General features: G+C 37.9%; 9 protein-coding genes and 2 riboswitches. All 9 genes read left to right on the top strand.

The window, feature by feature from the left end; all coding sequences use genetic code 11:
- Nucleotides 1–236 precede the first annotated feature (236 nt).
- The 9 genes from BLR36_RS12395 (at nt 237) to BLR36_RS12355 (ending at nt 13,598) form a co-directional block, all read left to right on the top strand.
- Nucleotides 237–2,432: an outer membrane protein assembly factor BamB family protein gene (locus tag BLR36_RS12395; RefSeq protein ID WP_093062067.1), complete on the top strand. Its 2,196-nt coding sequence runs from the start codon at nt 237–239 to the stop codon at nt 2,430–2,432.
- A 260-nt stretch (nt 2,433–2,692) separates the two neighbouring features.
- Nucleotides 2,693–4,174, top strand: coding sequence for a nicotinate phosphoribosyltransferase (locus tag BLR36_RS12390; RefSeq protein ID WP_093062066.1), 1,482 nt, complete (start codon nt 2,693–2,695; stop codon nt 4,172–4,174).
- A 2-nt stretch (nt 4,175–4,176) separates the two neighbouring features.
- Nucleotides 4,177–5,004, top strand: a complete 828-nt coding sequence (gene nadE / locus BLR36_RS12385; RefSeq protein WP_093062065.1) for an ammonia-dependent NAD(+) synthetase — start codon at nt 4,177–4,179, stop codon at nt 5,002–5,004.
- Nucleotides 5,005–5,155: 151 nt separating this feature from the next.
- On the top strand, nt 5,156–6,106 hold the full coding sequence (locus tag BLR36_RS12380; RefSeq protein ID WP_093062064.1) for an AAA family ATPase: 951 nt from the start codon (nt 5,156–5,158) through the stop codon (nt 6,104–6,106).
- On the top strand, nt 6,103–7,308 hold the full coding sequence (locus BLR36_RS12375; protein ID WP_093062063.1) for a DUF58 domain-containing protein: 1,206 nt from the start codon (nt 6,103–6,105) through the stop codon (nt 7,306–7,308). The genes BLR36_RS12380 and BLR36_RS12375 overlap by 4 nt, the downstream gene beginning before the upstream one ends.
- On the top strand, nt 7,305–9,509 hold the full coding sequence (locus BLR36_RS12370; RefSeq protein ID WP_093062062.1) for a DUF4129 domain-containing transglutaminase family protein: 2,205 nt from the start codon (nt 7,305–7,307) through the stop codon (nt 9,507–9,509). Before BLR36_RS12375 ends, BLR36_RS12370 begins: the two co-directional genes overlap by 4 nt.
- Nucleotides 9,510–9,543: 34 nt before the next feature.
- Nucleotides 9,544–9,645: riboswitch (purine riboswitch) on the top strand.
- A gap of 141 nt (nt 9,646–9,786) precedes the next feature.
- Nucleotides 9,787–11,340, top strand: a complete 1,554-nt coding sequence (gene guaA / locus BLR36_RS12365; RefSeq protein WP_093062061.1) for a glutamine-hydrolyzing GMP synthase — start codon at nt 9,787–9,789, stop codon at nt 11,338–11,340.
- Nucleotides 11,341–11,702: 362 nt separating this feature from the next.
- A complete protein-coding gene (locus tag BLR36_RS18840) occupies nt 11,703–11,840 on the top strand; it encodes a hypothetical protein (RefSeq protein WP_175454070.1) in 138 nt (45 codons plus the stop codon).
- A 228-nt stretch (nt 11,841–12,068) separates the two neighbouring features.
- Nucleotides 12,069–12,170, top strand: a riboswitch (purine riboswitch).
- A 96-nt stretch (nt 12,171–12,266) separates the two neighbouring features.
- Complete coding sequence (locus tag BLR36_RS12355; RefSeq protein WP_093062060.1) at nt 12,267–13,598, top strand: NCS2 family permease; 1,332 nt, start codon at nt 12,267–12,269, stop codon at nt 13,596–13,598.
- Nucleotides 13,599–14,167: the final 569 nt, after the last annotated feature.

Raw genomic sequence — 14,167 nt, 5'->3', positions numbered from 1 at the left:
ACTGAAAAGCCCCGGAAATTTTACGAACAGTAAAACTTCCGGGGCTTTGTTTTATTAGGTTTTATAAACTCATCGATTGAAGCTACTTCTGTCCAACCTCTTTTATTTTCCCTCAGAAATATAATCGTCAATATTTATTTTTTAAACTAGTATTATTTATCTTGATATTGAGAATTTAGTAGGAGTATAATAGTTATGTAAAATGTGTCTAAAGTGTGAAGTAGGGGGAAGAAAGTATGAAGAGAGAAAGTTCGGTCTGGAAACAAATTTTTATTGGTTCTATTATTACTCTTGTAATAATCTTCGGTTTATATTTTTTAGCTCATGAAGATGAAAAGGAAGTAGCGGATACTGGAGTATCAGATACGGGAGAAGTAACAAAAGTTGAACCATCAGGAGATACAACAAAACCTGAAGGCAAAGGTGTACCAAGTCCAGCTAATCCGGATGAAAAAGTAGAATATGCTTCCAAAGAATGGACTACTTATGGTGGAGATTACTATAACAGACGTTATTCTCAATTAAATCAAATAACGTCTGAAAACATTGGAGAGTTAAAACCGACTTGGGTCACTAGTCTTGGTTCCGGAGATCAAGGGAAACACTCTGGTGAAGCGACTCCACTCGTAGTAGATGGCGTAATGTATATCGCTACTGGAGCTAATGACGTATTTGCGATTGATGCTAAAACTGGTGAACAGGTTTGGGCTTACCATCCTGATATTCCACAAGATATGGATACCGTATGTTGTGGATGGACAACTCGTGGTGTTGCAATTGGAGACGGGAAAGTGTATGTGGGATTATTAGATGCTCGTTTAATTGCACTTGACCAAAAAACAGGTGAATTAGTTTGGGAATCAAAAGTAGCAGAATGGGAAGAAGGATTTACAATCACTAGTGCACCGCTGTATTACAACGGTAAAGTGTATACAGGTGTAGCTGGAGGAGAATACGGTATTAGAGGCAAAATGATGGCATATGATTCCGAATACGGAATTGAAGTATGGCAATTCAATACGATTCCAGGACCAGGAGATCTCCATGGTGATACTTGGCCAGCAGACAATAGTGCTTGGAAAACAGGTGGAGCTCCAGTGTGGAATACACCAGCGGTAGATCCGGAGCTTGGTTATATTTATTTTGCAACAGGTAATGCAGCACCAGACGTAGATGGTAGTAACCGTGAAGGGGATAATCTATACAATAACTCTGTATTAGCGTTAAATGCTGAAAACGGTGATTATGTATGGCATTTCCAAGAGGTACATCATGATATTTGGGATATGGATCCAGCTAACCCAGTTATTTTGTATGATGTAGAAATGGATGGGAAGATGCGTAAAGGACTTGGACAAGCTGGAAAAACTGGTTGGATTTACTTCTTAGACCGTACGGATGGAACGCCATTGGTAGGTATCGAAGAAAAACCAGTACCGCAAGACGATCGTCAAAAAACAGCTGCAACTCAGCCGTTTCCAATTGGAGATGCGTTTGTGCCACAAGGTGTAACGGAAGAAGATGTGAAAAAGGATTTAGGACCTGAATTTACAGGTGAGATTGGAGATATTTTTACACCGTTTTGGGATGTGCCAATCACACTTAAACCGGGTACGTTTGGTGGAGCAAACTGGCCACCTTCCGCTTATAATCCTGATACGGAGTATTATTATGTATTAGGTGCAGATAATTACTTCTCTTTTGAAAGAAGAGAGTTAACGGAATTCCAAGAGGGCGATATGTATTTAGGAAGTATATTTGGTCCAGTACTTGATGCACCAGCAAGAGGAACAGTTACTGCAATTGATGTAAAAACGAACAAAATTGCTTGGCAACATAATTGGGATTCTATCGCATACAGTGGTGTCTTAACAACTGCAGGAAATCTTGTTTTTGTAGGCCATAATGATGGTCGTCTTATTGCATACAATGCAAAAACGGGAGACCAAGTATGGGAATATATGATGGATGCAGGTGCGAATGCTCCTTCTGTAACTTATGAAATTGATGGAGAACAATATCTATCTATCTATGCAGCGGGTAATTCATTAGCAGGATCTAAACATGGCGATAAAATTTACACATTCAAAATCGGTGGAACTTTACCTGAAGGACAGGTAATTGATGCTTCTATGAAAGTTGAAGATAAACCGAAAGAAGAGGCGACAGCTGGTGAAACAGTTAGTGTAGCAGACGTTGGTTTAGAGGAATATAGAAATAGCTGTATCGCTTGTCATGGAGATCAAGGCGCTAACGGTCATAATGGCCCGAATCTACAAAACAGCAAAGTAGCGGAAAACAAACAAGAAACAATTGATCGTATTACAAATGGAGGAGCATCAATGCCGCCATTTAAAGATACACTTTCAGCGGAAGAAATTGATGCAATAGCAGAATACGTTGTTACTGTCATTTCTCCGTTAGGCGATTAATAGTAAAACAAAACCAGTCATCCTTTGATGACTGGTTTTATTTGTGATAACCCGCAACATCTGGTCGTGTATGCACAACATTGGAATGGTTACACACAACATTCAATCCCATATACGCAACATTATCAGAGTCGTTCACTGCATTTCCAAGTAAGTGTCTTCCAGATAGATTGACACACACTTCACGTAATGGATTACTTGCCAAGAAAAAGGGTAAATAGTGTATACTTAGTTCAATAGTTATGGAGAAGGGGATTTTTATGAAAAAAAATTATCCAGATGACGGTTTAGCCTTACATACAGACTTATATCAAATTAACATGGTGGAGGCCTATTGGGCAGATAATATGCATGAACGCAAAGCTGTGTTTGAATTGTTTTTCCGCAAGCTACCGTTTGGTAATGGATATGGAATTTTTGCAGGGCTAGAGAGATGTCTAAATTATTTACAGAATTTTCACTTTAGCGATAGTGATTTGGAATATTTGCAGGAAGAGCTTGGGTACAGAGAAGACTTTATTGCGTATTTGCGTACTGTTCGTTTTACTGGGAATGTATATTCCATGGTAGAAGGGGAGCTAGTATTTCCGAATGAACCAATTATTCGCATTGAATCTACACTTGCAGAAGCGCAACTAGTAGAAACTGCTCTGCTTAATATTGTCAATTATCAAACGCTAATCGCAACTAAAGGGTCTCGGATAAAACAAGTGATTAAAGATGAAATTGCGATGGAGTTTGGTTCTAGACGTGCACAAGAGATGGATGCAGCAATCTGGGGAACGCGGGCTGCATATATAGGTGGTATAGACGGAACAAGTAATGTGCGAGCAGGGAAAAAGTTCGGGATTCCTGTTTCCGGCACACATGCCCACTCATTAGTGCAAGCATATAAAGATGAGTATGAAGCTTTCCATTCCTATGCAAAGCGTCATAAGGATTGTGTATTTTTAGTGGATACATATAATACACTGAAAACGGGAGTGCCAACAGCTATAAAAGTAGCAAAAGAGCTGGGAGATACAATTAACTTTATCGGGATTCGTCTAGACTCAGGTGATATTTCATTCCTTTCAAAGGAAGCAAGAAAGATGTTGGATGAAGCTGGTTTCCCTGATGCAAAAATTGTTGTATCCAATGATTTAGATGAATATACGATTCTTAACTTAAAAGCACAGGGAGCCAAGGTGGATAGCTGGGGTATTGGAACAAAGCTAATCACAGCGTATGACCAACCGGCACTTGGAGCTGTTTATAAAATTGTTTCCATTGAAAATGAAGCTGGAGTAATGGAGGATACGATTAAGATTTCTTCCACTACTGAAAAAGTTACAACTCCTGGTCAGAAAAAACTTTATCGAATTATCGATAAAGAAAATGGTAAGGCAGAAGGAGACTATATTACAATGCATGATGAAGATCCAACACATGAGGAACGACTAAAGATGTTCCACCCTGTGCATACATTTGTCTCCAAATTTGTGACGAATTTTGAGGCAAAGGATTTACATCAAAAAGTGATTGAAAATGGTCAACTAATATATGAAATTCCGGAGCTATCGAAGGTTCGTGAATATGCGCATGAAAATCTTGATTTGTTATGGGATGAGTACAAACGCTCTCTAAACCCTGAGGAATATCCAGTAGATTTAAGCCAAAAATGCTGGGATAACAAAATGCGTAATATTCAAGAGGTTAAGGAGATGGAGCATAATTTTATTGAACAAAATGGAGGTAGATAATAATGTCAGCTAAACAACAAGAAATAATTGCAGCATTAAAGGTAAAACCGACCATTGATATTCAACAGGAAATACGTATTAGTATCGATTTTATGAAGGACTATTTAAAGAAGCACACATTTCTAAAAAGTATGGTATTAGGTATTTCAGGTGGGCAGGATTCTACACTAGTTGGTAAACTCGCACAGCTTGCGGTAGATGAGTTAAATAATGAGCTAGGCGAGGAGAAGTATTCCTTTATAGCTGTAAGTTTGCCGTACGGTATTCAATTTGATGAAAAGGATCGCCAGGATGCACTCGATTTTATTAAGCCGAGTAAACGTTTGACGATTAATATTAAAGGTGCGGTGGACGCAAGTAAAAAGGCTTTAGATGAAGCAGGAATCACTCTTTCTGATTTTGCTAAAGGCAATGAAAAGGCACGTGAGCGGATGAAAGCTCAATACTCTGTCGCTGCTATGTATAATGGGATTGTTCTTGGTACTGATCACGCAGCAGAGGCTGTCACTGGTTTTTATACAAAATACGGAGATGGTGGGGTAGATATTACCCCGATCTTTCGCTTAAATAAGCGTCAGGGCAAGCAGTTATTAAAGGAATTGGGCTGTCCTGAGCATCTGTACACGAAAATTCCTACAGCAGATTTAGAAGAAAATAGACCTGCTTTACCAGATGAAGTAGCGCTAGGAGTCACATATGAAGTTATTGATGATTATCTAGAGGGTAAAAAGGTCTCTACGGAAGCACAAGAGAAAATTGAAGGCTTTTATAATAGATCTATGCATAAGCGTCATTTACCAGTCACAGTTTTTGATGACTTTTGGAAATAACATCATATAAAGATAAGTCGAGCTGTCGATTAAAAGACAGCTCGATTTTTTGTTTTCTATTTGTACTGTAGGCAAATTTTGGGTATGCTTATATTGTATTGTATAAATTTTCACACAAATCTATTTATAGGGGACCTGAGGGGGAAAATGGATGAGAGAAAGAGAACAGATAGAAGCGATCATTGAAAACATAGAAAAGGTAATGATCGGTAAAAAGGATATAGCACAGCTTGCTGTTGTTGCTTTATTGGCCCAGGGGCATGTGTTATTAGAGGATGTACCAGGGGTAGGGAAAACGATGATGGTACGTGCGCTTGCTAAATCAATCGGAGCTGATTTCAAAAGAATCCAGTTCACACCGGATTTGTTGCCTTCTGATGTATTAGGTGTATCTATTTACAATCCAAAGGAAATGGAATTTGAGTTTAGACCTGGACCGATATTAGGGAATATTGTACTTGCGGACGAGATCAATCGTACATCCCCTAAAACGCAATCAGCGCTACTAGAAGGGATGGAAGAGGCATCCGTTACAATTGATGGAGTCACGATTCCAATTCCGAAGCCATTTTTTGTTATGGCAACGCAAAATCCGATTGAACATGAAGGAACCTATCCGCTACCAGAAGCACAGCTAGACCGCTTTTTATTGAAATTAAAGATGGGTTATCCACATCCGAGCGAGGAAATTGAAGTATTAAATAGATTAGAGCACGCATCACCGATTGATACATTATTGCCAGTCATCTCCCTCGAGGAATTAATCGAGCTACAAAAACAAGTGAAACAAGTAAAGGTAGATGGAACGATGAAGAGCTATATTGTAGATTTGGCCAATCGTACAAGACAAGATACTTATATTTATCTCGGGGTTAGCCCGCGTGCATCTATTGCATTGATGCGTGCATCGCAGGGACTTGCCATGCTTCACGGCAGAGATTATGTTACTCCAGATGATATACAGTATTTGATGCCCTATGTATTCGGACACCGGGTCATTTTACGTCCCGAAGCACGATACGATGGTATTTCATCAGAAGAGGTGCTAGCTCGAATTGTGAAACGTACACCGGTCCCGATTAAGAGGGCTGTAAGTCAATGAAGCTATTGTTTAATCGGTGGAGGAGGGTTCGAGGAGTAGTAGGCGTACTATTTCTGCTAGTAGTAGCATTTGTATACGCCATGTTTCAAGGCGGCTTTGTTAGCTGGTTTTTGTTTTATTTAGTCATTCCAATTTCTTTGTATTCAATACTGTTATATATGAATTCGTTATCGGATATTACTGTTGTGCGAATAATTGAAACGCGCAAAGTGCAAAGCGGAGGAAGATTCTCAGCAACTATTCATGTAAATAGAAAAAGTCGTTTTCCGCTAATGTATGTTCAGCTGGAGGAGAAGGTGAGTCCTTCTCTTGCCTCACAAACGTCATGGAAACAGCTTATTTTTTGGGGCATGAGAAAGGAGTTTTCATGGACCTATGAAATAGAACATATTCCACGAGGGGAGCATGTTTTAGTAGGGACGAGCATGCAAGTAAGTGATATGTTTGGATGGGTGAAAAAGGAAGTATTTATTACCAATCCTAAAACTATTCTAGTGTTTCCTAATTTGACCGAGATGGTCTATATTCCGATTGAAACGAGATATGACCAAGGGGCAGCTGCTTCTAGAATTCAAGCGATGAAAGATACATCGATGGCGACTGGCGTCAGATCCTACCAGCCGGGGGATAGAGTATCGTGGATTCACTGGAAATCATTTGCTAGAACACAGACATTAAAAACAAAGGAATTTGAAGATCGCCAATCACAGGATATGTTCGTAGTGATTGACCGAACTCCTTCTCCATTGTTTGAAGAAGTGGTCGATTTAACGGCATCAATTATGCAAGCGATTGTCAGACACCAAGCATCCTCTGCATTTCTGTCAGTCGGTTCTGAACGAATGTTTTTACCAGAGGTACAGACAGACCAGCATTTGCAACGAGTGCTGTACCACTTAACAAAAGTTCAAGATGACTTAACAAAACCACTGGATCAGGTCTTTTTGCATGACAAATCTCTGTCTAATGCAACAACACTTTTATATATTACTAGTAACCTAACGTATGAATGGATGGATAGTGTACAAAAAAATGCAACAAATCTCCGTGCATGTACTTGTTTTGTTATCAATTCCAAAACGGAAAAAACGACAAGAGAGCAGAATGCTATGTACAAGTATGCGGCAAGTAGAGGATTTCAGGTACAAACCATTACGAAGGATCGTTTTGCCCAAGCCTTTTTGGAGGTGAAACGCACATGAGTAAAAAAACAAAGGAATACTTCCTATCCGGATTTATTTATTTGTTCGTTTTTATCCTAATGTTGGAGTGGTTAAAGCCAGTCATTGTACTTACTGATACCGATTATTTAAATTTATTTGGTTGGTATTTGGTTATCTCCTTTGTGTTTTATCTTTTGAAATGGAAATGGCTATACGTATTTCCAATTAAGTTAGTATATATTTGTTGGGTAATCGTACATATCTATACAGATTATTCTTTCTTATCGTTAGAGAGTTTTAGATTACTAGTGGAGATGTTCATAGACAATATTACTTCTATGTTAGGGAGAGACTGGTCTGATGTAACGGATCCCTTCCGTACATTTTTGTTTTTTATTTTGTTATGGATGACTACTTATTTACTAAACTATTGGATCCGAGTTCGTAAAAACTTAATGCTATTCTTTCTTTTCACGGTTTTATTTATAACGATTTTGGATACGTTTAGTCCATATAGTGGAGAGAAAAGTATCATTATTGTACTAATGGCTGGATTTATCATATTAGGACTGTTATATGCTCAAAAAATGATGCATGAGCAAGAAGGCAGGCTTCATGGTGCATTTTTAGCAGTTAGTATTGGAAGCTTGTTAACTGTAGTCGTAATTAGTAGTGCGTTTGCCTATGTATTACCAAAAGCAGGTCCAAGTTGGCCAGATCCAGTGCCTTTTCTACTCTCAACTAGCCCAAATGCATCGAACGGTGATGCTGGAAAAGGCGTTGGTGGAGCTACTCAAAAAGTGGGTTATGGAGAAAACGATGAGCGGTTAGGGGGAGCATTTGCGAACGATAATACCCCTGTATTTTATGCGGCTACACCAACAAAGCAATATTGGAAGATTGAAACGAAGGATACGTACACTTCTAAAGGATGGGTGAATTCAGCAATAGAGTCTCCAATCTGGAAGAGTTTTGAGCTTGGAGAGCCGATTGAATCTGACATACTTCCTGCTATGGAAGGTGAATTTTTAGTAGCGAGCATTTACATGTCCCAAGCTTATCCTTTTATCATGCAACCCTATGGAATTAAACAAGTAAATTCAGGGGTGCCATTTAGTTTATCAATGGATGTAAGCACCCAAAAACTATATACCATCGATGGGGGCAATGAGACGCCTATATCCATGTATGATGTAACGTACAATGAGCCAGTTTATAGCTTAAAAGAACTCAGAGAGGTAGTGCCGAAAAACTTAGAGGGATTATCCAGTGACTTCGATCGCTATTTACAGCTTCCTGATACATTACCAACCAGAGTAAAAGAATTGGCAACTTCTATCACTTCAAAAAGTGAAAGTTTATATGACAAAGCAAAATCAATTGAACGGTATTTCCAGTTAAATGGTTTCAGTTATAACCAGGATTTGGCTGCGATTCCAGAAGGCAATACGGATTACGTGGATCAGTTTTTATTTGATACAAAGATAGGTTATTGTGATAACTTCTCAACCTCGATGGTTGTGCTATTACGGTCAGAAGGGATTCCTGCACGTTGGGTGAAGGGCTTTGCACCAGGTGAGGTTGTTGATCGCGAAAACGGACTTCCTGTTTACGAGGTGACAAATAATAACGCTCACTCATGGGTAGAAGCTTATTTTCCGAATGTCGGATGGGTGACGTTTGAACCAACTATTGGGTTTTCAAATGCAATCAATCTAAATTATGATGTAGATTCTGAAAAAGATGAATTGGAAACACCTGAAAATACTCCTGAGAAAACTCCTGAAAAACCTCAAGGTGACAAAGAAGAGAAGGAAGTTTCTAAAGGATTTACAGAAATCATGAGTAACATTGCTAAATGGTTATCTGATCATAAGGCACTTATTTTTTGGACGATAGTCGGTTTGGCATTACTCTCTATGCTTGCATATCATTATCGTAGAAAGTGGTTAGTAAAAGTATTAATACCGGTTAACCGCATGCGTAAAAACGATTGGGATACGTTTGAAAAAATGTATCTTCAGTTATTAAAACAGTTGGATGCATATGGAATAACAAGAGAACCAGGACAAACGTTATCTGCATATGCAAAATACGTAGATGCAAGTTTTGGAGAAACACATATGAGCAAGTTAACGGCAGCCTACGAAAAAGGTTTATATGGTAATAGTAAAGACGGTATAAATTATGTATCAATGAGAGAAAGTTGGGAAAATTTAATCAATCAGCTTAGCGGTTGATTTTGAGGGCAACTACCTGTAAACTAAAGTCAAATAAAATGACCAATGTTGCCCTCGTATATGTCCGATGATATGGTTCGGATGTTTCTACCAAGTTGCCATTAACAACTTGACTATGAAGGTGAATGCAGTCATGTCTTTTTCAGACATATGCATTCACCTTTTTGATGTAGAGAACATAAACGCGTAGAAAGAGGTATGCTTTCTGACGCGTTTTTTTATCATATAAGGTTATTGAGGATAAAAGTTGGATTACTTAAAAGAAGAGGTGGAGCTAATGTCTTTAACACCATTGTTAAAAGAACAAGAAAAGATTGTCGTTCTAGATTTCGGAAGTCAATACAACCAACTAATCACCCGTCGTATTCGTGAGTTTGGCGTATATAGCGAACTGCTTCCACATACAGTAACTGCTGAAGAATTGAAAAAAGTGAATGCAACTGGAATCATTTTCTCAGGTGGACCAAACTCAGTTTATGATGAAAATGCATTTCATATAGACTCTGCTATTTATGACTTAGGTGTGCCGATATTAGGAATATGCTATGGTATGCAGCTGATGTCTCAACATTTCGGTGGGAAAGTAGAAAAAGCTTCTCATAGAGAATATGGTAAAGCTGAGATTAATGTGAAAAATCCAACGCCTTTATTTGGACAACTTCCAGAAAACCAAGTGGTTTGGATGAGTCATGGAGATCATGTAACAGTGGCACCTGAAGGCTTTGAAGTAATTGCAACAAGTCCATCCTGTGAAGTAGCTGCAATGGCGAATGAAGCGAAAAACCTTTATGCAGTACAATTCCACCCTGAAGTTAGACATTCTATTTATGGAATTGAGTTAATACGTCAATTCGTATTTGATGTTTGTCATGCTAAAGGCGACTGGTCTATGGAAAGTTTTGTGGAAATGCAACTTCAAAATATTCGCCAAGAAGTTGGAGATAAAAAGGTTCTTTGTGCATTAAGTGGTGGAGTGGATTCCTCAGTTGTTGCGGTTTTAATCCATAAAGCAATCGGTGACCAACTAACTTGTATGTTTGTAGATCATAACTTAAACCGTAAAGGTGAAGTGGAACAAGTTATGAAGACTTTCACAGAAGGTTTTAATATGAACGTTATCAAAATCGATGCTCGTGAACGCTTCATGAATAAATTAGCTGGTGTTTCAGATCCAGAGAAAAAACGTAAAATTATCGGGAATGAATTTATTTATGTATTCGATGAAGAAGCTGCTAAGCTAGACGGAATGGACTTCTTGGCACAAGGTACTCTTTATACAGATATAATAGAGTCTGGAACTGCCACAGCCCAAACGATTAAATCTCACCATAACGTTGGTGGACTTCCTGAAGATATGCAGTTCAAACTAATTGAGCCGCTAAAAACTTTGTTCAAAGATGAAGTGCGCGCTTTAGGATTAGAACTTGGTCTTGACGAAAAAATCGTTTGGCGTCAACCTTTCCCAGGTCCTGGTCTAGGAATTCGTGTATTAGGTGAAATTACAGAAGAAAAATTAGAAATCGTTCGTGAATCTGATTTCATCCTTCGTGAAGAAATAGCAAAAGCTGGCCTTGACCGTGATATTTGGCAGTACTTCACAGTGCTTCCAGACATCCGTAGTGTAGGAGTAATGGGCGATGCACGCACATACGATTACGCAATCGGTATCCGTGCAGTAACTTCTATCGACGGAATGACTTCTGACTGGGCACGTATCCCATGGGATGTCCTAGAAAAAGTTAGTGTACGTTTGGTAAATGAAGTTCCACACATTAACCGCGTAGTGTATGACATTACGAGTAAACCACCAGCTACTATCGAGTGGGAATAGGACTGTTCAGTCAATGTCTACCGTAGTTTGTTAAGATCTAAATCATTGAATAACATACACCTATTTAAATTACAAAAATTAAACTCTCTTTTAGTTATTTATAACAAATAACTGAAAGAGTTTTTTTGTTTTAGTTAAATTTAGCGACTTGATTGATGACTCTAATGGTAACTAAAGATAAGTATAATGAATACCATTTGGCTATGAAATATTTTGCTAACTTTTTGGGGATATACGCAAGGTTAGGCAGTACACTAATAAAGTAAAAAGATTTACTTTAGTAAAATAAGGTATATTATATTTGCTGAACAGATTCTCTTTAAAGACAAGAAAAGTAGGTGAACAAACTGGGGAAATACCAATTGGATACCAAAGGTCAGGTTGCTGTGTCGAAGTATCATGAAAAACACAAGCCAGCCAAATTTGATAAAAAGCAGCAACTTGAAAAAATACGTGCAGAGTATTTGAAAAAAAAGCAAAAACAAACAGATGAACAATAGAAATTAAAAAAGCGTTCACTAGCAACAATTGTTTAACTGGGAATCCCGTTTTAAAAAATAACTAGAAACTCATTTGGATCAAGGTAGAGGAATGTGCTGTACAATATCACTTCTAAGCCACCAGCACCGAATGAGTGGGTATAGAAATAAAAGCGAACTATTATCAAATAAATTTATATAATGTTCGGATTTGGTATTGATTTTCTAAAATAATGATGTTATATTACATACATAATTTAATTATGTCGTCGTATAACGTTGGGAATAAGGCCCAAAAGTCTCTACCGAATCACCGTAAATGATTCGACTACGATTAAGAGGAAGAAGGATAATTCTTTTCTTCCCTTACTTGAGATATTAAAGCATACGACTGATTTACTAGTTGTATGCTTTTTTCTGTTATACAGACAATAACTGGAGGAAATTATGAAAAAGTATTTTCAGTTTGATGAACTAGGCACTAACTACCGTAGTGAAATAATTGGTGGTTTAACAACATTCCTTGCGATGGCTTATATCCTTGTAGTAAACCCGATGATTCTATCACTTGAGGGTGTAGAAGGATTACCTGATTTTATGCACATGGATAAAGGAGCGGTATTTACAGCAACTGCTTTAGCAGCAGGTCTTGGCTCCATACTAATGGGAGTATTAGCGAAATACCCAATCGCATTAGCACCAGGAATGGGATTAAATGCATTCTTTGCTTTTACAGTAGTACTAGACTTTGGGATTTCGTGGCAAATTGCTTTAACTGGTGTTTTTGTGGCAGGAGTTATTTTTATTCTTCTTTCTTTAACTGGAATTCGTGAAACAATCATAAATGCAATCCCGACTGAGTTGAAATATGCGGTTGGTGCTGGGATTGGTTTGTTCATAACTTTCGTTGGTCTGCAAAATTCTAAGATTATCGTAAGTAATCCTTCTGTAATCGTAGGACTTGGAGACTTAACGGACCCTAATATCCTATTAACAATTTTTGGTCTCGTTATTACAGTAATTATGATGGTAAAAGGCATTAAAGGTGGAATCTTCTACGGGATGTTGATTACTGCTATCGTTGGGATGATCTTCAGCCTGGTACCACTACCAACTGGAATAGTAAGTAGTATTCCTGATATAAGCCCAACTTTTGGAGCTGCACTTGATCCGATTTTTAATGATCCATCTTCTTTAATGACAACTCAATTTTTAGTTGTAGTGCTTACTTTCTTATTCGTAAACTTCTTTGATACTGCTGGGACATTGATTTCAGTAGCAAACCAAGCTGGATTAATGAAGGGCGAGAAATTACCACGTGCGGGTAAAGCTTTGTTGGCAGATGCGATCGCTACAACTGCTGGAGCAGTTGCGGGAACTTCAACTACAACTAGTTACGTAGAATCAACTGCAGGTGTTGCAGCGGGAGCACGTTCAGGATTTGCAGCAGTAGTAACAGGAGTACTAATGTTATTAGCATTATTCTTCTATCCAATCTTAAGTGTAGTTACTTCATATGTGACTGCGCCGGCGCTAATTATAGTCGGGGTATTAATGGTATCTTCTTTAGGAAGCATAGAATGGAGAAAATTCGAAGTTGCAGTGCCTGCTTTCTTCGTAATTATTGCAATGCCTTTAACTTATTCAATTGCAACTGGTATTGCGATCGGATTCCTATTCTATCCAATTACAATGATCGTTGCAGGTAGAATAAAAGAAATTCACCCAATCATGTATGGTTTATGGGTTATATTCCTTTGTTACTTTATCTTCCTATAAGATTTCTAAGAGGGGCATCTTGCCTCTCTTATTTTTATTTGTTCTATATAGAAGTATTAAGTAATTATGAAATTCATCGAATTAGAGTTTTAATTCGAAAATTGAGAGAGAATAATATAGTAGAAGTTATATAGTAGTTAAAGTTATATTCATAAAATCAAATGAAATTTAAGAAATTTAGATAGATTTGAGTTAAGAAATAAACTCATCACATTGGGATAAAGTCAGTGTTTTAGGGGGAATGAATCAATTCTCTTTAATTGTTGCATTTGTCAGAATAAAATGTTATCATATTTTACACACATTCTTTATGAAAAGGTGTTGACGAAGTCGTCAAAAGGATGTTAAGATACAAAGGTCGCTGAAACAAGACGACAACTTAAACAACATGAACATTGAAAACTGAACATGCAAAACGTTAAGAAATATAGCTTGAAAGATTAACTTGATTATTCTGATAGCAAAACAATTTTTGACATCATTTAATGATGATGCCAGCAAAACAAAATGAGCTTTTTAAGTTCTCTATTATGGAGAGTTTGATCCTGGCTCAGGACGAACGCTGGCGG

Source organism: Psychrobacillus sp. OK028, assembly GCF_900103605.1.
Lineage (GTDB): Bacteria > Bacillota > Bacilli > Bacillales_A > Planococcaceae > Psychrobacillus.
This window is presented reverse-complemented; position numbering and strand designations above follow the sequence as displayed.

Bases quoted from the DNA above. Each gene is read 5' to 3' on its own strand.
- BLR36_RS12370 (WP_093062062.1), top strand. From the start codon at position 7,305: ATGAGTAAAAAAACAAAGGAATACTTCCTATCCGGATTTATTTATTTG.
- BLR36_RS12355 (WP_093062060.1), top strand. From the start codon at position 12,267: ATGAAAAAGTATTTTCAGTTTGATGAACTAGGCACTAACTACCGTAGT.
- BLR36_RS12375 (WP_093062063.1), top strand. From the start codon at position 6,103: ATGAAGCTATTGTTTAATCGGTGGAGGAGGGTTCGAGGAGTAGTAGGC.
- BLR36_RS12390 (WP_093062066.1), top strand. From the start codon at position 2,693: ATGAAAAAAAATTATCCAGATGACGGTTTAGCCTTACATACAGACTTA.
- BLR36_RS12380 (WP_093062064.1), top strand. From the start codon at position 5,156: ATGAGAGAAAGAGAACAGATAGAAGCGATCATTGAAAACATAGAAAAG.
- nadE (WP_093062065.1), top strand. From the start codon at position 4,177: ATGTCAGCTAAACAACAAGAAATAATTGCAGCATTAAAGGTAAAACCG.
- BLR36_RS12395 (WP_093062067.1), top strand. From the start codon at position 237: ATGAAGAGAGAAAGTTCGGTCTGGAAACAAATTTTTATTGGTTCTATT.
- guaA (WP_093062061.1), top strand. From the start codon at position 9,787: ATGTCTTTAACACCATTGTTAAAAGAACAAGAAAAGATTGTCGTTCTA.